We start from the raw sequence: 17,552 nt of genomic DNA, 5'->3' as shown, positions 1-17,552 counted from the left end.
GCCTCCAGTCTCGGCAGCCTGTCCACGGTCCTCTTCGGTCGATCGGCCAGACCTCCCGGCCGTCCGGCCAGAAGTCGCCGGCCGACCGTCGCCGGCGGACGGCGTCTCCGTATCCTCGGAGGATGGCTGACGAGACGCGTGCCCGCCGGTGGGTACGCGCGCTCTCGCCGCTGGAACCGCACCGGACCCGCCGCGAGTGGATCGCGGACGGGATCGTGTTCGCCGCGTCGCTCTGGTCCTGGTACTACTACGCCTTCCTGATCCCCCCGTCGTACGTCGCGGGCGTGAGCGCGTGGTTCTGGCCGGTCGACCAGGTCCTCGGCCTCGTCGCGTGCCTGCTCCTGTGGTGGACACGCCGGTACCCGCGAGCCGTCGGGCTGCTGCTGGTGGCGCCGGGCGCGCTGGCGATCACCGCCGCCCTGCCCACTCTCGTCGGCGTCTTCCGGATGGCGAAGCTCTCCCGGCCGCTGAGCTCCGTGGCCATCACCGCGCTGCACATCGCGACCGCGCTGCCCTACCACTGGCTCTTCCCGCTGCCGGGCATGGAGCTCGTCGTGTGGGTGGTCGTCATCCCGCTGATGTACGCCCTCACGCTCACGCTCGGGCTGCTCGCACGGTCTCGCCGCCAGGTCATCGCCGGTCTGCGCGAGTCCGCCGCCCGGGACCGCGAGCGCTACGAGGAGCGGTTGGCGACGACGCGCCGGGACGAGCGAGAACGGATCGCCCGCGAGATGCACGACGTGCTCGCCCACCGCGTCTCGCTGCTGTCCGTGCACGCCGGCGCCCTGGAGTACCGCACCGACCCGGCCCGCCCCGACAGCACCCCGCCGACCGCGGACGAGATCCACGCCGCGGCCGTGGTCATCCGCGAGAACGCGCACCGGGCCGTCGAGGACCTCAGCGAGCTGCTCACCGTGCTGCACGAGGTCTCGCCCGGCACCGAGCGACCACAGCCGCGGCTCCGGGACATCCCCCTGCTCGTCGCCGAGGCGCGGGAGGCGGGCGAGTCCGTCGACATCCACATGGAGGTCCCGACGGACGGGCTGCGGGAGTCGATGCAGCGCACCGCGTTCCGCGCGGTGCAGGAAGGACTGACCAACGCCCGCAAGCACGCCCCCCACGCGACCGTGCGGGTCGTCGTCGCGGAGCAGGACGACGATCTCCTCGTCGAGGTCGAGAACGCCGTGCCCGTCGGGCTGACCTCCGCGGAGATCCCCGGCGCCGGGCGAGGGCTCGTCGGGCTGGCCGAGCGGGTGCGGCTGGAGGGCGGTCGGATGGACGCTGCGGTCCGCGACGGGCGGTTCCGGCTGACCGTGGTCCTCCCGGCCGGGCTGCGATGAGCGACCGGACGATCCGCGTCCTCCTCGTCGACGACGACCCGCTGGTCCGGACCGGCCTGAGGCTGATGCTCGCGGGCGCCGACGGCATCACGGTCGCCGGGGAGGCGTCCGACGGCGACGAGCTCGACGACGCGGTCACCCGCACCCACCCGGACGTCGTGCTCCTCGACGTCCGCATGCCGCGCGTCGACGGGGTCACCGCGCTGCGCCGGCTGACGGCGGACCCCCGTCCGGCCGTCATCGTGCTGACCACGTTCCGCACCGACGGCGTCGTCCTCGACGCGTTGCGGGCCGGCGCCGCGGGGTTCCTGCTCAAGCACACCCCGCCCCAGCAGATCGTCGACGCCGTGCGGACCGCGGCCGACGGGCAGCCGATCGTCTCGCCGAGCGTCCTGAGCCAGCTCATCGAGCACGCCCGCTCGGGTGGCGCCCCGGCCGCCCCCGACCTGCGCGAGGCGGGGCTCAGCCAGCGGGAGCACGACGTGGCGATGGCGGTCGCCGACGGGCTGGGGAACGCGGAGATCGCCGAGCAGCTGTACCTGTCCCTGGGCACCGTGAAGTCGCACATCTCCAGCGCGCTGACCAAGCTCGGGCTGGAGAACCGGGTCCAGCTCGCCATCCGCGCGCACGACGCGAGGCCGAGAGACTGAGCCCATGAGCGACGACTTCCACGACCCGGCGTCGATCTCCACCGGACGGCTGCCCCGCGAGGAGCTGGTGGCGCAGCTCATGCAGGACGCCTACGACCGGTACGCCGGCGTCGACGACGGTGCGGTCGCCGACTACATCCCTGCGCTGGCCGCCGCCGACCCCGCCCTGTTCGGCCTGAGCATCGTGTCGGTCACCGGCGCGTCCCACAGCGTCGGCGACGCCCTGCACGAGTTCTCGATCCAGTCCGTGTCGAAGGCGTTCGTGTTCGCGCTGGTCTGCGACGCGCTCGGCCCCGAGGCCGTGCTCCGCCAGGTCGGGGTGAACAACACCGGCCTGCCGTTCAACTCCGTGATGGCTCTCGAGCTCAACGGCGGCAGCCCGATGAACCCGCTGGTCAACGCCGGGGCGCTGGCCACCACCAGCCTCGTGCCGGGTGCGACCGCGCAGGACAAGTGGACGTTCGTGCAGACCGGCCTGTCCGCGTTCGCCGGCCGCCCGCTGTCCCTCGACGACGACGTGTACGCGTCCGAGGCGGCGCACAACCGGCGCAACCAGGCCATCGCCCGCCTGCTGGAGTCCTACGGCCGCATCGCCCACGACCCGCTGGAGACCACCGACGTCTACACGCGGCAGTGCTCCCTGCTCGTCTCCGCGACCGACCTGGCCGTCATGGGCGCCACCCTGGCCGACGGCGGCGTCAACCCCGTCACCGGCGAGCGCGTCGTCGACCCGTCGGTGTGCCGGTACGTGCTCGCCGCCCTCGCCACGAGCGGCCTCTACGAGCGCTCCGGCGAGTGGCTGTTCAGCATCGGCCTGCCCGGCAAGAGCGGCGTGTCCGGCGGCATCGTCACCGTCGCGCCCGGCAAGGGGAGCCTGAGCACGTTCTCCCCCCGCCTCGACGCCGCCGGCAACAGCGTCCGCGGGGGTCTGGCCACCCGCTACCTGTCGGGCGCGCTGGGCCTGAACCTGTTCGCGTCCCGCCCGGAGTAGGGGCGACTCGGACAGCCCCTCATGTCGGGCGCGTGAGGTGCCGATCCCCTGGTTGCGTCCGACGACACGATCGGGCACCCGCGACGAGAGGCCCGTCAGTCATGACTGCGTCACCGAAGCGGCACCGTCACCGTGCCGAGCCGCAGCCCCGCCGCGTGCCCTCGTGGTCGCGGCCGCTCGCGGTGGCCCCCGTCGTGAGCGTCGGGGTCATCGCCGTCGCCCTGCTGACCAGCGCGAGCGCGAGCTCGTCACCGCTGGGCGCCGGCATCGGGACGCACGGGGAGGTGACGTCGGCCGCGCTGCAGGCGCCCGTCTCCGCCGCGGTGAGCGCACCGGCGGACGCGATGTGGACCGCCCCGGACGCCGAGGTGCCGTGGCTCGGGCCAGCGATCGACGCCGAGCTCGCGCGGATCGCCGCCGCGCAGGCCGAGGCGGCGCGGCTCGCCGCGGAGGCCGCCGCGCAGGCCGAGGCGGAGGCCGCGCTCAAGGCCGCCGCGCACAAGGCCGCACGGGACGCGGCGCGCCGACCGGCGGGGAGCTCGGCCCCGACCGTCCCGTCGAGCACCCCGGTCGGCGAGGTCAAGGAGTACGCGGCCTCCCTGGTGGCCGCCGACCAGTTCGGCTGCCTGGACGCGCTCTTCCAGCGCGAGTCGGGCTGGAACCCCACCGCGAAGAACAAGTCGTCGAGCGCGTACGGCATCCCGCAGGCGCTCCCCGGGTCCAAGATGGCGTCCGCCGGTGCCGACTGGCAGACCAACCCGATGACGCAGGTCCGCTGGGGCGTCTCCTACGTCAACGCCCGGTACGGCTCGCCGTGCGGCGCGTGGGCGCACTCGGAGTCCCACGGCTGGTACTGACGTCGCGTGCCTATGCCGGGCGATCCAGCCGGGCGCTCAGGTACCGCAGCGTGCCGGCGGCGAAGCCCTCCGGGTTGCGGGTGCCCTCCAGGCCGGCGAACGGACGCAGCGCGCGCTGGAACGGGCGCGGGATCCACTCGCGGACCAGCTCGGACTTGCGGTCGTCGTCGAGGCGCAGCGCGGCCAGCACCTCGGCGGTGATGTCGCGCTCCTCGACGGGCACCAGCCCGCTGGACATGAGCTGGGCGCGGGTCGTCGCGACGTCGTCGGCACCGCGCAGGTCCGCCCACACGAACGAGCCGGCGGGCCGCAGGACGCGGTGCGCCTCCGCGACGAACGCCTCCATCGAGGCGTAGCAGTGCGAGGACTCGACGTTCACGACGACGTCGAACGACGCATCCGGGAACGGCAGCGCCTGCGCGTCCCCCTGCACGAAGCGCAGGCCCGGGCCGGTCCGGTCGCGCCGGGACAGGTCGACCGCCGACGACGCGAAGTCGACGCCCGTCGTGGTGCTCGGGCCGAGCGTCCGGCTGATCCACGACGCGCCGCCGCCACGGCCCGACCCGACCTCCAGCACGTCGGTGCCCGACACGTCGAGGCCGTCGAGCACGTGCGCGTAGAGCTGGATGCAGAACCGGTCGGGCTCGTCGGCCGGGTCCAGCGTCAGGGGCGTCCCGCCTGCGTAGCCGTAGTTCATGAACGACCACTCCGGACGACGGACGCGGGACCCGAGCAGCTCGTAGGTGGCTCGCCAGGCGAGCTGTCGCAGACGCATCGCGCGAACGCTACCGCCGCGGGGTGCAGCCGTACAGACGACCGCGCACGGGTGGCCGGCGCCGGTCGGAGCCTGGATCGACCTGTCCCGGCACGGCTCCCGGGCTTAGGCTCGGAGGACCCGCCGCAGCCCGCGACGCACGACCCACGGGAGTCCCCGTGACCGACGCGATCGACCGGCCCGTCGTACTCGACCTCGACGACGACGTCTTCGAGCGCCCAGTCGTCACCCGGCGCCCCCTGCACGCCCCGGCACCCGCCTACCAGCCGCTGTCGGCCACGGTCCGCTACCCGGCCGGCCCCGTGCCGGACCTCGAGGACGCCGTCCCCGAGCCGACCCCCACCCGCACCCCGCGACGGTGGCCCTGGCGGGGCCTGCGCATCCCGCGCCGGGAGTCCTGGCAGGGCATCCGCGTCAGCGTGCAGCTCCGGCCGTCCACCTGGTACCGGTCGCGCGTCGCCGCCGGGCTGCTCGGTGTCTTCCTCGGCGCGTTCGGGCTGCACCGCATGTACCTCGGGCACTGGAAGCGCGGGCTGACGATGCTGGCCATCACGGTGGTCGGCGGGTTCTTCACGCTCGGGCTCGCGGCGCTCGCCATGGGGATGTGGGGGTTCGCCGAGGGCCTCCTCATCCTGTCGGTGCACCGGGGCCGGTACGCGCGCGACGCCTACGGCAAGTTGCTGCGCGGCTGAGTCCGGTCATCCCGAGAAAGATCGGGAACCGGACCTGGCCAGGCCGCCACGTCGAAGGCCACCACTGCGGCGACGATTCTTCGGATGTCGGCCGCCGTCATGTCCTCGCCACGGAAGATGTCCACAGCGGGGTTGGCGACGGCGACGCCGTGAGGACCACCTGGAACGACGGTGAACGTCGTCTCGATCTCCTGCCCGCGCACGCTGCGCACGACGGCGTGAATCTCGTGCGCAGCCGTGGTGGACAGCGACACCAGGATCATCGGACGACTCGGTGGACGTACGTCAGGAACGCCTCGTCGTCGTGCTCGGCGACCGGTGCGGACGGCCCGTCGACGGTGAAGCCGAGCCGCTCGTACAGCGCCCGGGCCGTCGCGTTCTCCGGTTGCGTCTCCAGCCGCACCTCCGACACCCCGTGCGTCGCGGCCTCGTCGATAACGTGCTGGACCAGCGCCCGGCCGGCACCGAGCGAACGGGCCGCCGGGGCGACGAAGAGGTCGTTCAGCCACCAGACCGTGCCGAGGTCGAGCGACGTATGCGCCGGGTAGACCTGAACGAAGCCCGCGACGTCGTCGCCGGCGAGCGCAGCCCAGACGAACGAGTCCTGCGTCTGCACGCGACGGCGCAGGAACGTGCGGGCGTCCTCGTCGGTGTCGAGCCGGCCGTAGAAGTGCCGGTACGCGACGAACAGCTCGACGACGGCGGACGTCGTGCCGACGGCGGTGGCGCCGTCGATGCGGGTGATGATCACGAAGACTCCTGGGGTCGGGTCGGAACCCCGACCAGGTCGTAGTCAGGCAGCGCTGTCTCCTCCCAACGAACAGGGGTCGCCCAGGCCGGCGGGTAGGCGCGGACCGGTGGCAACCCTCGTCGGCAGCTGTCGCACCAGAAGGCCGGCATCACTGCCTCGCCGCCGTGGCTGAAGGAGACGAACTCCAGCCTCAGCGCCTGGACGCCACACGTGGGGCAGGACAGGCGAGCGGCCCTCCCCGGCAGAGCCGCTGCCTGTTCGTAGGCGTCGAGCCATCGCTCGAGCTCGTCGTCGTCGCTGCCGGTCATCGTGGGCTCCACGGGTCAGCGGCGACGGTGAGCGGCCCGGTCCCCTGCACTGTCGGACCCTATCGACATCTCGATGCCGCACCGGGTTCTGTGCCGACAGCTCCTGGGCGCCCGCCGGCCGATCAGCTCGCCGCACGGGCGGCTGGTCCACCGACGTCATACGTCCGGGCGACGAGACGCGTCGTCGCGCGCGGGGCGATCGTCAGGCCGAGCCCCAGGCCACGGAGCACCGCGACGACGCCGGTCACGTGCAGCGACCCGTGCCGTTCCAGCACCAGGTGCACGCGACCGTGCGACCGTTCGGCGCGGTGGAACCCGAGGATCGTCGTGGACACGGTGGTGTGCAGCGGGAACCGGTCCCGGGCGACCGCGTCGTCGTCGTGCTCCAGGATCACCAGGTCCGCGCCGCCGAGCTCGGCGCGCAGCCCCTCGACCCGCCAGTGCACCGGCGCATCCAGGCCACCGGTGACGTGCCGGGACCGGTTCGCCGACGAGATCGCCAACGGCTCGCCGCCGACGGCCGCGGACGCGGCCGCCAGGAACGTCTGCGACGGGCACGCGTCCCCCGGCACGATCACCTGGGTCGTCCTCGCGTCCGCGTCGACAGCGGCCAGGTCCGCGGGGACGTGACCGGCCGCCGGGCCGCGGAACCCGAACGGACCCAGCGCGCTGAACGCGTCGACCACGTCCCGCAGCAGCGACGGCGGCACGGCTGCGGGGAGCGCCGCGAGGTCGAACGCGTCGAGGACGTGACCGGTCGGTGCGGTGACGCTGCCGGTCTGGTCCAGCGGACGGCCCTTCAGGGCGTTGACCCTCCGGACGCCGTCCCCGCGGGACGTCAGTGCGTAGATCGCGCCGAACCCGTGCGCGACGGGCGTGCCGTCGGCGAGCAGAGCGGCCGCGACCCGCGCGTCGGCGGGACGGTCGAGGACGAGGCGCGCTGGGGCGTCGGACATGGTGGTTCCTCCCGGGGTCACCACGAAGGACGAGCGGGAGGCCTCCGGGATACCACCTGCCACGGATCCTGCTCGATCGCGGCGACCGTGGCATCGTGGGTGGACATGGCCGTGATCCTCGACATCACCCTCTCCCTCGACGGCTTCGTGTCGGGCCCCGACGACGGGGTCGAGGCCCTGCACCGCTGGGCGGTGGGCGACGACCGCACCGCGCAGGACGTCGGGCTGCTCGCCGCGCTCACCGACGCCACGGGTGCGGTCGTGATGGGCCGCCGCACGTTCGACGTGGTCGACGGGCCGGACGGCTGGAACGAGGACATGCACTACGGCGCCGACCAGGGCGACGTCCCGCCGCCGTGCTTCGTCGTCACCCACCACGCCCCCCAGCACGTGCGGCTCACCGACCGGATGACCATCGTCACGACGGGCCTGCGCGACGCGCTCGACCAGGCGACCGCCGCCGCGGGCGACAAGGACGTGTTCATCATGGGCGGGGGCGAGCTCGGCGGGTCGGCTCTGCACGACGGGCTCGTCGACCGCCTGCACCTGCACGTCGCACCGCTGCTGCTCGGGACCGGCACCCCGCTGTTCGAGGGTTCGCGCATGAACCTGCGGCTCGACGAGGCCGCGACCGTCGTCACCCGCAACGCCGCGCACCTGCACTACGACGTCCTTCGGTGACAGGCCGGTGTCGGCGCCCCGTGGAACCGTGGACGCCATGGAGATCACACGTCTGCAACCGGCCGGTCTCGTGCAGAGCCCGGCATTCAGCCACGTCGCCGTCGTGCCCGCAGGTGCGACGACCATCTACGTCGGCGGTCAGAACGGCGTCGACGACACCGGGAAGGTCGTCTCCGACGACGTCGCGGAGCAGTCGGTCCGCGCGGTCGACAACGTGAGCGCCGCGCTCGAGGCGGCCGGTGCGACGCTCGCCGACGTCGTGCAGTGGACCGTGTTCCTCGCCGAGGGTGCGGACCTCGCGGCGGCCTACGGCGCGATCGGGCCGCGGCTCGCCGGACCGGGTGCCCCGCCGCTGGTCACGGCCGCGGTCGTCTCCGCGCTGGGCGTGCCGGGTGCGCTGCTCGAGGTGAGCGCGATCGCGGCGGTCGTGCGCGACTGAGGTCAGAGCGCCTCGACGACCTGCTTGAGCAGAGCGAGGTCGGCAGTGACGAGCGCCGTGTCCCGGTCGAGCTCGGCGTCCGTCATCCCTGGCGTGGGCCGCAGCGTGAACACCACCTCGCAACCGTCGCCGTCGGCGATCGCGCGCAGCGGCACGTACACGGTGTCCCCGGACGGCGTCCGTACGACGTGGTCCAGCACGCCGTAGTCGTTCTGCGGGGCGAACGTCAGGCCGACCCGGCCCTGCGAGGTCTCGACGAACCAGGCGTCGCCGTCGGGCTCGACCGCGCTGCCGAGCCCGGGCGCCCACCGGGGCAGGTTCCGCGGGTCCGACGCGAACGCGTAGACCTCGGACGACGGACGGTCGATGTGCACGCTCAGGTGCCGGGACTGCGTCATCCGGCGATCGTGCCACCGCCCGCTGACACGGACGCGCCGACGTCGTGCCCGGTGCTCCGGCTCACTCCTCCGGGACCAGGCGGAGCGTCACGGCGACCACGTCCGGTCCGACGACGGTCCGCACGATCCCCGGCCCGTACCGGTCGTACTTGGCGTGGTACGCGGCGTCGATCGCCGCGTGCACGTCCGGTCCCGGCGTCGTGAAGGTGACGTCCTGCTCCAGCCCCGCGACCTTGATCCGGCCGCGGCCGGAGGCCTGCGCGCGGCGGAACCAGCCGTTGCCCGGCCCGTACGCGGAACGGATGTAGACGTCGTCACCGACGCGCACGACCCAGATGATGACGAAGGGGCGCAGGGTGCCGTCGGGGCGGTACGACGAGACCCGCAGCTCGTCGGCGGTGTCGATCGCGGTCAACGTCTCGCTCGCCCATGCACTCATCGGTCGGCCTCCTGTCAGGCGTGGCTGCGGCGATCAGCCCCATCGTGCTCCCCGGTGCACGTCCTGGCATGACCTCCCTCGTGCGCCGTCGCCGTCGTACGGTCGATGGCGTGGACGACCACGACGGCGTCCGCAGAGGGAGGACGTCCATGCACACGCGCACGCTCGGACACGGGCTCCAGGTCTCCGCCGTCGGCCTCGGCGCCATGGGCATGTCCATGAGCTACGGCCCCAACCCCGGCACGCGCGAGGACATGGTCGCGGTGCTGCGCGCCGCGGTGGACCTGGGCGTCACGTTCGTCGACACCGCCGAGGTCTACGGCCCGTACGTCAACGAGGAGCTCGTCGGCGAGGCGCTGGCACCCGTGCGGGACCAGGTGGTGATCGCGACGAAGTTCGGCTGGAACATCGTCGACGGCACGATGCAGGGCGTGGACAGCCGCCCGGAGCAGATCCGCCGGGTCGCCGACGCGTCCCTGCGGCGCCTCGGCACCGACGTGATCGACCTCTTCTACCAGCACCGCGTCGACCCGGCCGTGCCCATCGAGGACGTCGCCGGGACGGTCGGGGAGCTCGTCGCCGCCGGGAAGGTGCGCCACTTCGGGCTCTCCGAGGCGGGTGCCGCCACCATCCGTCGCGCGCACGCCGTGCACCCGGTCACGGCCGTGCAGTCCGAGTACTCCCTGTGGACCCGGGACCCGGAGCCCGAGGTGCTGCCGACGCTCGCGGAGCTGGGCATCGGGTTCGTGCCGTTCAGCCCGCTGGGCAAGGGGTTCCTCACCGGGACGGTCGACTCGTCGACCACCTTCGCCGAGGGCGACATCCGCAACCGCGTGCCCCGGTTCACCGCGGAGAACCGCGACGCCAACACCGCCCTCGTCGAGCACGTGCGTGCGCTCGCCGACAGCCGCGGCGCGACGCCCGGCCAGGTCGCGCTCGCGTGGCTGCTCGCGCAGCAGCCCTGGATCGTGCCGATCCCCGGCACCCGTCGGATCGAGCGCGTCCGGGAGAACGCCGCCGCGACGGCCGTGGCGCTCTCCGCCGACGAGCGCGCCGAGCTCGACGGGCTGGCGTCGACCGTGGGCGTCGCAGGCAACCGGTACGACGACAACGGCATGGCGATGGTGGGGCTCTAGAGGGGCAGCGGAGCGTCCTCGACGACGGAGCGCATGACGAGCGTGGAGCTGACCCGCTGGACGCCCGGCAGGCCGGACAGCTCCTCGTCGTAGAGGCGCTGGTAGTCGCTCAGGTCGCGGGTGACGACGCGGAGCAAGTAGTCGGGGTCGCCGAAGAGGCGCTGCGCCAGCAGGACGTTCGGGATCAGGGCGACGGCCGTCTCGAACGTCTCGATGGACGTGCGGGTGGCCTCGCGCATGGTGACGAAGACGAGCGCCTCGAAGGTCAGACCGAGCGCGGCCGGGGCGATCCGCGCGTGGTAGCCGGTGATGACGCCGGCCTGCTCCAGCGCGCGCACCCGTCGGTGGCACGGGGAGACGCTGAGCCGGACCCGTTCCGCCAGCTCGGTCAGGGTCTGGCGGCCGTCGCGCTGGAGCTCCGCAAGGATCTGTCGGTCGATGGCATCCATGCGACAGATCCTTTCACCGTCTCCGCTGAGTCGCGAAGAAGTCGGAACCACCTTCCGCTGCTTCGTCCATAGTCTTCCCGCATGATCCTGTCGGACGTGCTCGGCTTCTGGGCGGTGTCCGCCGTGTTCGTCGTCGCCCCCGGCTCCGACTGGGCGTACGCGATCAGCGCCGGCCTGCGCGGTCGGGTGGCCGTGCCCGCGGTCGGCGGGATGCTCGCCGGTCACCTGGCCGCGACGCTCCTGGTGGCCGCCGGCGTCGGCGCGCTGATCGCCGGCGCGCCGGGACTGCTCGGCGCTCTGACGCTCGTCGGCGGTGCGTACCTGCTCTGGCTGGGGTTCACGACCTTCACCCGACCTGCGTCGCCGCTCGTCGAGGAGGTCGCGGAGTCGTCGCGGGCGCGCTGGCTCTGGAAGGGGTTCGGGGTCAGCGGCCTGAACCCGAAGGTGCTCCTGCTCATCCTCGCGCTGCTGCCGCAGTTCACGTCGACGGACGCCGCGTGGCCGGTCTGGGCCCAGATCCTGGCGCTCGGCCTGGTCCACCTGACCACGTGCGCCGCCGTCTACCTGACCGTCGCGACGGCGGCGCAGCGCGTCCTGTCCGCCCGCCCGGCGGCCGCCCGGATCGTGTCGCGCACGTCGGCGGCCGTGATGACCGGGCTCGGTGCGGCGCTGATCGTCGAGCAGGCACTCGTCTGACCGGCGAGGATGCGGGCATGGACGCCCGAGCACTGTTCGAGGACCTGACCACCGCGCACGTGGCCGACGCGTGCCTGCGCCTCGGCGTCGCCGTCCGGTGCGCCCCGCCGACGCTGCGACCGGCGTGGGCGGGCACCCACGTCGCCGGACGGGCCCGGCCGGTGCGGCACGTCGGCAGCGTCGACGTGTTCCTGGAGGCCCTCGGGCACGCCGCCCCCGGCGACGTGCTCGTCGTCGACAACGAGGGCCGCACCGACGAGGCCTGCGTCGGCGACCTCGTCACGCTCGAGGTCGCCCGCGCCGGTCTGGCCGGGATCGTCATCTGGGGGCTGCACCGCGACACCGCGCAGCTGCGCGCCATCGGCCTGCCCGTCCTGAGCCTCGGCGCCTGCCCGAACGGACCCGAGCGCCTGGACCCACAGGCCGTGGACGCGTTGGCCTGGGCCCGGTGCGGACCGCACCTCGTCACCGGAGACGACGTCGTGCTCGCCGACGACGACGGCGTGGTCCTCCTGCCTGCTGATCGGGCGGCGGAGGTGGCGGCCGTCGCCGCCCGGATCCGGGACACGGAGGAGCGCCAGGCCGAGCAGATGCGGGCCGGGACGACCCTGCGCGAGCAGACCCGGTTCGACGAGTACCTGGCCGCCCGCGAGCGCGACGGCGTGACGTTCCGCCAGCACCTGCGCTCGCTCGACGCCGCGATCGAGGAGTGAGCGCGTCAGCCGGTCGCTGACGGTCCGTCCGCGGCCGTCGTGAGGACGACGAGCTGCTGGGTCGCGCGGGTCATCGCGACGTAGCGGTCGACGGCTCCCTCGATGCCGGTGCCGAACGACTCGGGGTCGACGAGGACCACCAGGTCGAACTCGAGCCCCTTGGCCAGCTCGGGGGTCAGCGACCGGACCCGCGCGGTCCCCTCGAACGTCGGGTCGCCGATCACGCACGCGACGCCCGTGGTGTGCTCGGCGAGGACCGCGGCCAGGTCCGACACCGGTCCGCGCCGGACGGGGACGCCGGTGCTCCGGACGGACGTCGGCACGTTGGCGTCGGGGAGGGCCGCACGGATGACCGGTTCGGCCTGCGCCATGACCTCCGCCGGCGTCCGGTAGTTGATGCCCAGCGATGCGAGCTCGACCTGGCGCAGGCCGACCCGCTCCAGCCGGTCCTGCCACGACTCGGCGAAACCGTGCCGGGCCTGCGCACGGTCGCCGACGACCGTGAGGCTCCGCGACGGGCAGCGGCGCAGCAGCATCTGCCACTCGGCGTCGGTCAGCTCCTGCGCCTCGTCCACGACGACGTGCGCGAACGGGCCCGCGAGCGCGTCCGTGTCCACGGGGGGCAGCACGGCCCGGTCGACGAGCTTGTCGCGCAGGTCGTCCCCGCGGAGCATCGACATGAGCTTCAGCTCGGAGTCGTCGGTGGCGATGAGGTCGTCGACGATCGTGTCCATCGAGGCACGCTCGGCGGCGAGGGTGGCCTCGTCCCGGCGTCGTCGCCGGGACGCCTCGGGGTCGCCGAGGCGCTGCCGGGCAGCGTCGAGGAGCGGCAGGTCGGAGACGGTCCACGCCTGGGCGTCGGCGCGCTGCAGCGTGCGGATCTCGCCGAGGGACAGGTGCGGCGCGCACAGCCGCAGGTACGCGGGGACCGTCCACAGGTCGCCGACGAGGTCGGTCGGCTCCAGCAGCGGCCACGCGCGGTCGAGCGCGGTGGTCAGGTCCCTGTTGCCGAGCAGTGCCCGGCGGAGCTGGTCCCGCTCCACCTCGTCGTCGTCGACCTTGTCCACGAGGATCTCCAGCAGCGCGTCCCGGACCTGGTCGCGCGCCTCGTTGTGCGGGGTGCCCGGCTCGGGCGCCTCGAACGCCTCCGCCCAGTCGTCGGCGCTGACCCAGACGTCGAACCAGGACGTCTCGACCTCCATGCCCTCCTGCGGGGGCCGCTCGTAGAACCGGACCGCAGGCTCGATCGCGCGGACCAGCTCGACGGACGCCTTGAGCCGGGCCACCTCCGGGTCGGGCTCGGTCGCCGCCGCGGCACCCTCCGCGACGAGGTCCCGCAGCGTGCAGGTCTGCACGCCCTCCTCCCCGAGGCTGGGCAGGACGTCGCCGACGTAGTCGAGGTACGGCTGGTGCGGGCCGACGAACAGCACGCCGCCGCGCCGGTGACCGAGGCGCGGGTCGGAGTACAGGAGGTAGGCGGTGCGGTGCAGGGCGACGACGGTCTTCCCCGTGCCGGGACCCCCGTCGACGACGAGCGCACCCGCCGACCCCGCGCGGATGATCGCGTCCTGGTCGGCCGCGATGGTGCCGAGCACGTCCCGCATCCGCTCGGACCGCTCCGCGCCGAGGCTCGCGACGAACGCCGACTGGTCGTCGAGCGCGGCGCTGCTGCGCAGGCCCTCCGCGGTGAACACCTCGTCCCAGTAGTCGACGACCCGACCGGCGGTCCACCGGTACCGGCGGCGGCTGACCAGTCCCATCGGGTTCGCGTGCGTCGCCCCGAAGAACGGCTCCGCGGCGGGGGACCGCCAGTCGAGCAGGAGCCGACGGCCGCTGCTGTCGGTCAGGCCGAGCCGGCCCACGTACACGGTCTCTCCGTCCGCACCGACGGTCCGTCCCAGGCACAGGTCCAGCCCGAACCTGCGCAGCGTGCGGAGGCGGGAGCTGAGCCGGTGGATCTCCTGGTCGCGCTCCAGCGCCGCCGTGCCACCGCGGCCGGGCGCCCTGCGGGTCTGGTCGAGCCGGTCGGACAGCTCCGCGACCGTCTGCTCGAGGGCCGCCGCGATCGCCGCGAAGTGGCTCTCGTCAGGCCCGGTCGACGCAGGATCGGCCTTCGCCGCGAGGTCGTCAGGGAGGTCGAACGCACGGGTCGTCACAGGGGTCACGTCGTCATCAGCTCCGTACCGAGGGCCGTCTCACCCGGGGAGGGACCCGGGCACGGTCGGAGATTCTGCGCCGCGACGGGGGCCTTGCCGCAAGACCCCCCGTCGGCTATACCTTGGAAGAGGCGGGCACCCGTGCCCGCCTCTCGCGTGCCCGGCTCAGGACACCTTGCCCTTCAGCAGCCGGTGCCAGTACACCTGCGGCTCCAGGTACCGGTCGAACAGCAGCAGGCTGCGGCGCGGGCGCACCAGGTCGGGTGTCGACGTGGTCGGTTCCGGCCGGCCGTCGCGGTCGAACTCGGCGAGCAGGAGCTCGCGGCGTGACGTGGTGACCGGGGCGACGGAGTAGCCGTCGTAGCGGCGCATCGTCGCACCCGTCCGCCGGGCCGCGATGTTGTGCGCGACGACCGGCACCTGCTTGCGCAGCGCCCCGCCCGACGGCAGCGCGTCCACGGCGGCCGCGTCACCCAGCCCCCACACGGTGGGGTGCGCGACGAGCTGCAGGGTGCGCGGGTCGACGGCCAGGAAGCCGTCGCTGGTCGGGGAGGTCAGGCCGCTCGTCGCCAGCCAGTCGGGCGCCCGGTGCGGCGGTGCGAGGTAGAGGGCGTCGTAGCGCAGGTCGTCGAACCCGTCGGGCGTCCGCAGCCGCAGGGAGCGCGTGAACGCGTCGACCGACTCGATGCTCGTGCGGGTCCGCACGTGCACGCCGTACGACTCGGCCACGGAACGCAGTTCACGGTCGGCCCGCGGGAGGTCGACCAGGTGCTCCCCGGAGACGAGCAGCTCGATCGTGATCGCGTCGAGCGCCCCCGTCCTGCGCCAGTGGTCCGCGGCCGTGAACAGCGGCTTCAGGCCGACCGGTGCGCAGGGCACGTGCCGGTCGGAGATCGCGAACACCGCCGTGCCCGCCACGAGCGACGACAGCATGGTCCAGGTTCCGGGCGCGAGCTCCGGCAGGTAGCTCGTCGAGGCCTGCGGGGTGGTCATCGCCTGCTGCGCGCCCGGGATCGCGTCCCAGTCCACCTGCGACCCGGGGCACACGACCAGGTCGGAGTACGTCAGGTCCTCCCCGTCGGCCAGCCGGACGAGCGAGCGCTCGGGCTCGATGCCGACCACCGAGCCGGCGTACCACCGCACGCCGCGCGGCATGACGGACGCCTGCGGCTTGCGCAGGTCGTCGAGGGTGGCCATGCCCGAGGCGACGTACGACAGGAGTGGCCGGTACTCGTGGACCTGCTTCGGCTCGACGATCGCGACGTCACGGCACCCGTCGCGCCGCAGCTTGGCGGCGAGCGAGATGCCTGCGTTGCCACCGCCGACCACCAGGACGTCGTGGTGTCGGGGACCAGCCATGCCACACCGTCTTCCGCGTGCCGGGAACGAACGTCGGGCCACCGTAAGCGCCACCACCCGGCGACGCGCGGCGGGGAGGTCGAGCACGTGCGCCCGGCCTCGCGGGACGTCTCGTCGGTTCAAAGGGCGTTCCCAGCCAGGAGGCCTACCGTGAGCCCGACCAGCCGAGTCGCGTGGAGGTCACCATGTCTACCGAGCCCGTCCCCAGCGCCGCCCCCGCTCCGACGCCCCCGCCCCCGCCCCCGCCTCCATCGACACCTGCGGCCCCCGCCACCTCGGCGCCCGTCGGCTGGGTCATCGCCGCCATGATCCTGTTCTGGCCGACCGGGATCCCCGCGCTCCTGGCGTCGCACCGCGCGGCTCGCGCACTCGGCGCCGGCGATGCCGTGGCGGCCGAGCGAGAGGCCGCGAACGGCCGCCGGTGGGGCATCATCAGCGTGATCGTCGGCGGCGCCCTGATCGTGCTCTCGATCCTCGTCTCGATCGCCTGGGCGTTCCTCGCCGTCCTCGCCTTCCACGGCTACAGCGACGGCGTCGACTGGGAGCACGGCCCCCGGTGGAACGACGAGCGGTCGTTCGGTGGCCCGTCCGGACCGGTCCTCCCGGACCGCCCGGGCAACGACGGGTAGCCCGGACGGGACGAGGAGCCGTCGTCTACGAGGCGAGCTGCTCTCGGGGTGCGGCGTCGCTGATCTCCGCCCACACCGCGTCCAGGGAGAGCCCGAGGACGGCGGCGATCGCCGCGATCGTCGGGAAGGCCGGGGTCGCGACGCGGCCGGTCTCGATCTTGCGGAGGGTCTCGGGTGAGACGCCGGCGTCGAGCGCGACGTCGAGCATCGAGCGGGCGCCGCGGGCGCGCCGCAGCAGGGCACCGAGGCGCCGTCCGCGCTCGAGCTCCTCGGGGGTGAGCGGCAGCCTGACCATGGGCCCAATCGTAGCCGGGATAATATGGCCGGGATAGTTATTGGTCCCCGCGTGAAGGACGCCGCATGATCGAGATCCTCAGCCCCGCCGAGCTGGACCGCGCACGGGAGTCCGGCGCCCTCGTCGCGCACATCCTCCGGACGCTGACGGAGCGCGCGACGGTCGGCACGAACCTCTTGGAGATCGACCGGTGGGCTCAGGCGATGATCGTCGAGGCCGGTGCGGTGTCCTGCTACGTCGACTACGCCCCGACGTTCGGGCGCGGTCCGTTCGGCCACTACATCTGCACGTCGGTCAACGACGCGGTGCTCCACGGCCGGCCCCGCGACCACACGCTCGCCGACGGTGACCTGCTGACCCTCGACCTCGCCGTCGCCACGGGCGGGATCGCCGCCGACTCCGCCGTCAGCGTCCTGGTCGGCCGCGCACGTCCTGCGGAGAGCGTCGCCATGATCGAGGCCACCGAGCGCGCGCTGGACGCGGCGATCGCCGTCGCCCGCCCGGGCGCCCGCATCGGCGACCTCTCCCACGCCATCGGCACGGTGCTCAGCGACGCCGGCTACCCGGTCAACACCCAGTTCGGCGGGCACGGCATCGGGTCGACGATGCACCAGGACCCGCACGTCTCCAACACCGGTCGGCCCGGCCGCGGGTACACGCTGCGCCCCGGTCTGCTGCTCGCGCTGGAGCCGTGGGTCATGGCCGACACGGCCGAGCTCGTCACCGACCCCGACGACGGGTGGACGCTGCGCAGCGCGACCGGCTGCCGCACCGCGCACAGCGAGCACACCATCGCGATCACCGAGGACGGCGCCGAGATCCTCACGCTGCGGGGGTAGCAG

At 73.5% G+C, this 17,552-nt stretch carries 22 protein-coding genes; 12 read left to right on the top strand and 10 right to left on the bottom strand.

The annotated features are described in order from the left end of the window. The first annotated feature begins 122 nt into the window (after positions 1 to 122). The 4 genes from CTE05_RS08725 to CTE05_RS08710 all read left to right on the top strand — a co-directional run bounded on the left by CTE05_RS08725 (position 123) and on the right by CTE05_RS08710 (position 3,838). Complete coding sequence (locus CTE05_RS08725) at positions 123 to 1,340, top strand: sensor histidine kinase (RefSeq protein WP_146845737.1); 1,218 nt, start codon at positions 123 to 125, stop codon at positions 1,338 to 1,340. Next, positions 1,337 to 1,990 (top strand): response regulator transcription factor, encoded by a 654-nt coding sequence (locus tag CTE05_RS08720; RefSeq protein ID WP_146845736.1) that lies wholly within the window; start codon positions 1,337 to 1,339, stop codon positions 1,988 to 1,990. The genes CTE05_RS08725 and CTE05_RS08720 overlap by 4 nt, the downstream gene beginning before the upstream one ends. A 4-nt stretch (positions 1,991 to 1,994) precedes the next feature. Then, on the top strand, positions 1,995 to 2,981 hold the full coding sequence (glsA, locus tag CTE05_RS08715) for a glutaminase A (protein WP_146845735.1): 987 nt from the start codon (positions 1,995 to 1,997) through the stop codon (positions 2,979 to 2,981). 155 nt (positions 2,982 to 3,136) lie between these two features. Beyond that, complete coding sequence (locus CTE05_RS08710) at positions 3,137 to 3,838, top strand: aggregation-promoting factor C-terminal-like domain-containing protein (protein ID WP_222595442.1); 702 nt, start codon at positions 3,137 to 3,139, stop codon at positions 3,836 to 3,838. Between the two features lie 10 nt (positions 3,839 to 3,848). On the opposite strand, the gene CTE05_RS08705 is transcribed toward CTE05_RS08710, so the two are convergent. Beyond that, positions 3,849 to 4,613, bottom strand: a complete 765-nt coding sequence (locus CTE05_RS08705) for a class I SAM-dependent methyltransferase (RefSeq protein ID WP_146845734.1) — start codon at positions 4,611 to 4,613, stop codon at positions 3,849 to 3,851. Positions 4,614 to 4,771: 158 nt separating this feature from the next. Between CTE05_RS08705 and CTE05_RS08700 the strand changes: the two genes are divergently transcribed. Next, positions 4,772 to 5,305: a TM2 domain-containing protein gene (locus CTE05_RS08700; protein ID WP_146845733.1), complete on the top strand. Its 534-nt coding sequence runs from the start codon at positions 4,772 to 4,774 to the stop codon at positions 5,303 to 5,305. On the opposite strand, the gene CTE05_RS08695 is transcribed toward CTE05_RS08700, so the two are convergent. From CTE05_RS08695 to CTE05_RS08685, 3 genes are all read right to left on the bottom strand, one after another. Next, positions 5,281 to 5,568, bottom strand: a complete 288-nt coding sequence (locus tag CTE05_RS08695) for a hypothetical protein (protein WP_146845732.1) — start codon at positions 5,566 to 5,568, stop codon at positions 5,281 to 5,283. The two genes, CTE05_RS08700 and CTE05_RS08695, sit on opposite strands and share 25 nt — an antisense overlap. Beyond that, positions 5,565 to 6,056 carry a GNAT family N-acetyltransferase gene (locus CTE05_RS08690; protein WP_222595441.1) on the bottom strand — a complete coding sequence of 164 codons (492 nt, stop codon included), beginning with the start codon at positions 6,054 to 6,056 and terminating at the stop codon, positions 5,565 to 5,567. The genes CTE05_RS08695 and CTE05_RS08690 overlap by 4 nt, the downstream gene beginning before the upstream one ends. Before the next feature lie 430 nt (positions 6,057 to 6,486). Next, the gene (locus CTE05_RS08685) at positions 6,487 to 7,320 is read right to left on the bottom strand and encodes a hypothetical protein (RefSeq protein ID WP_146845731.1); all 834 of its coding nucleotides are present in this window, start codon (positions 7,318 to 7,320) and stop codon (positions 6,487 to 6,489) included. Positions 7,321 to 7,425: 105 nt separating this feature from the next. On the opposite strand from CTE05_RS08685, the gene CTE05_RS08680 reads away from it, so the two are divergent. Further along, a complete protein-coding gene (locus CTE05_RS08680) occupies positions 7,426 to 8,001 on the top strand; it encodes a dihydrofolate reductase family protein (RefSeq protein WP_146845730.1) in 576 nt (191 codons plus the stop codon). A gap of 37 nt (positions 8,002 to 8,038) precedes the next feature. Continuing rightward, the gene (locus CTE05_RS08675; RefSeq protein WP_146845729.1) at positions 8,039 to 8,440 is read left to right on the top strand and encodes a RidA family protein; all 402 of its coding nucleotides are present in this window, start codon (positions 8,039 to 8,041) and stop codon (positions 8,438 to 8,440) included. Positions 8,441 to 8,442: 2 nt separating this feature from the next. On the opposite strand, the gene CTE05_RS08670 is transcribed toward CTE05_RS08675, so the two are convergent. Together CTE05_RS08670 and CTE05_RS08665 are read right to left on the bottom strand one after the other, a co-directional pair. Then, the gene (locus CTE05_RS08670; protein ID WP_146845728.1) at positions 8,443 to 8,838 is read right to left on the bottom strand and encodes an SRPBCC family protein; all 396 of its coding nucleotides are present in this window, start codon (positions 8,836 to 8,838) and stop codon (positions 8,443 to 8,445) included. 61 nt (positions 8,839 to 8,899) lie between these two features. After that, positions 8,900 to 9,277, bottom strand: coding sequence for a DUF2255 family protein (locus CTE05_RS08665; RefSeq protein ID WP_146845727.1), 378 nt, complete (start codon positions 9,275 to 9,277; stop codon positions 8,900 to 8,902). Between the two features lie 149 nt (positions 9,278 to 9,426). Here CTE05_RS08665 and CTE05_RS08660 point away from each other — a divergent pair, with 149 nt between their 5' ends. Then, positions 9,427 to 10,413, top strand: a complete 987-nt coding sequence (locus tag CTE05_RS08660; RefSeq protein WP_146845726.1) for an aldo/keto reductase — start codon at positions 9,427 to 9,429, stop codon at positions 10,411 to 10,413. Here CTE05_RS08660 and CTE05_RS08655 read toward each other — a convergent pair. Beyond that, the gene (locus tag CTE05_RS08655; RefSeq protein WP_146845725.1) at positions 10,410 to 10,862 is read right to left on the bottom strand and encodes an Lrp/AsnC family transcriptional regulator; all 453 of its coding nucleotides are present in this window, start codon (positions 10,860 to 10,862) and stop codon (positions 10,410 to 10,412) included. The genes CTE05_RS08660 and CTE05_RS08655 overlap by 4 nt on opposite strands. A gap of 81 nt (positions 10,863 to 10,943) precedes the next feature. Between CTE05_RS08655 and CTE05_RS08650 the strand changes: the two genes are divergently transcribed. Together CTE05_RS08650 and CTE05_RS08645 are read left to right on the top strand one after the other, a co-directional pair. Further along, complete coding sequence (locus tag CTE05_RS08650) at positions 10,944 to 11,558, top strand: LysE family translocator (protein ID WP_146845724.1); 615 nt, start codon at positions 10,944 to 10,946, stop codon at positions 11,556 to 11,558. A 17-nt stretch (positions 11,559 to 11,575) separates the two neighbouring features. Continuing rightward, positions 11,576 to 12,271, top strand: a complete 696-nt coding sequence (locus CTE05_RS08645; protein WP_146845723.1) for an RraA family protein — start codon at positions 11,576 to 11,578, stop codon at positions 12,269 to 12,271. Positions 12,272 to 12,276: 5 nt separating this feature from the next. Here CTE05_RS08645 and helR read toward each other — a convergent pair whose 3' ends face one another. Both helR and CTE05_RS08635 read right to left on the bottom strand, forming a co-directional pair. Next, the gene (gene helR, locus CTE05_RS08640; protein WP_146845722.1) at positions 12,277 to 14,436 is read right to left on the bottom strand and encodes an RNA polymerase recycling motor ATPase HelR; all 2,160 of its coding nucleotides are present in this window, start codon (positions 14,434 to 14,436) and stop codon (positions 12,277 to 12,279) included. Positions 14,437 to 14,592: 156 nt separating this feature from the next. Beyond that, positions 14,593 to 15,786 carry an NAD(P)/FAD-dependent oxidoreductase gene (locus CTE05_RS08635; protein WP_146845721.1) on the bottom strand — a complete coding sequence of 398 codons (1,194 nt, stop codon included), beginning with the start codon at positions 15,784 to 15,786 and terminating at the stop codon, positions 14,593 to 14,595. Between the two features lie 185 nt (positions 15,787 to 15,971). On the opposite strand from CTE05_RS08635, the gene CTE05_RS08630 reads away from it, so the two are divergent. Next, positions 15,972 to 16,415, top strand: a complete 444-nt coding sequence (locus tag CTE05_RS08630) for a CD225/dispanin family protein (RefSeq protein ID WP_146845720.1) — start codon at positions 15,972 to 15,974, stop codon at positions 16,413 to 16,415. A 25-nt stretch (positions 16,416 to 16,440) separates the two neighbouring features. Here CTE05_RS08630 and CTE05_RS08625 read toward each other — a convergent pair whose 3' ends face one another. Continuing rightward, complete coding sequence (locus CTE05_RS08625; RefSeq protein ID WP_146845719.1) at positions 16,441 to 16,710, bottom strand: helix-turn-helix domain-containing protein; 270 nt, start codon at positions 16,708 to 16,710, stop codon at positions 16,441 to 16,443. 65 nt (positions 16,711 to 16,775) lie between these two features. Here CTE05_RS08625 and map point away from each other — a divergent pair, with 65 nt between their 5' ends. Next, positions 16,776 to 17,549, top strand: coding sequence for a type I methionyl aminopeptidase (map, locus tag CTE05_RS08620; RefSeq protein WP_146845718.1), 774 nt, complete (start codon positions 16,776 to 16,778; stop codon positions 17,547 to 17,549). The last annotated feature ends 3 nt before the right edge of the window (positions 17,550 to 17,552 follow it).

This window comes from Cellulomonas terrae (genome assembly GCF_007990265.1).
GTDB classification, from domain to species: Bacteria; Actinomycetota; Actinomycetes; order Actinomycetales; family Cellulomonadaceae; genus Cellulomonas; species Cellulomonas terrae.
The sequence above is the reverse complement of the archived record's forward strand: the minus strand, read 5'-3'. Positions and strand labels throughout refer to the sequence as shown.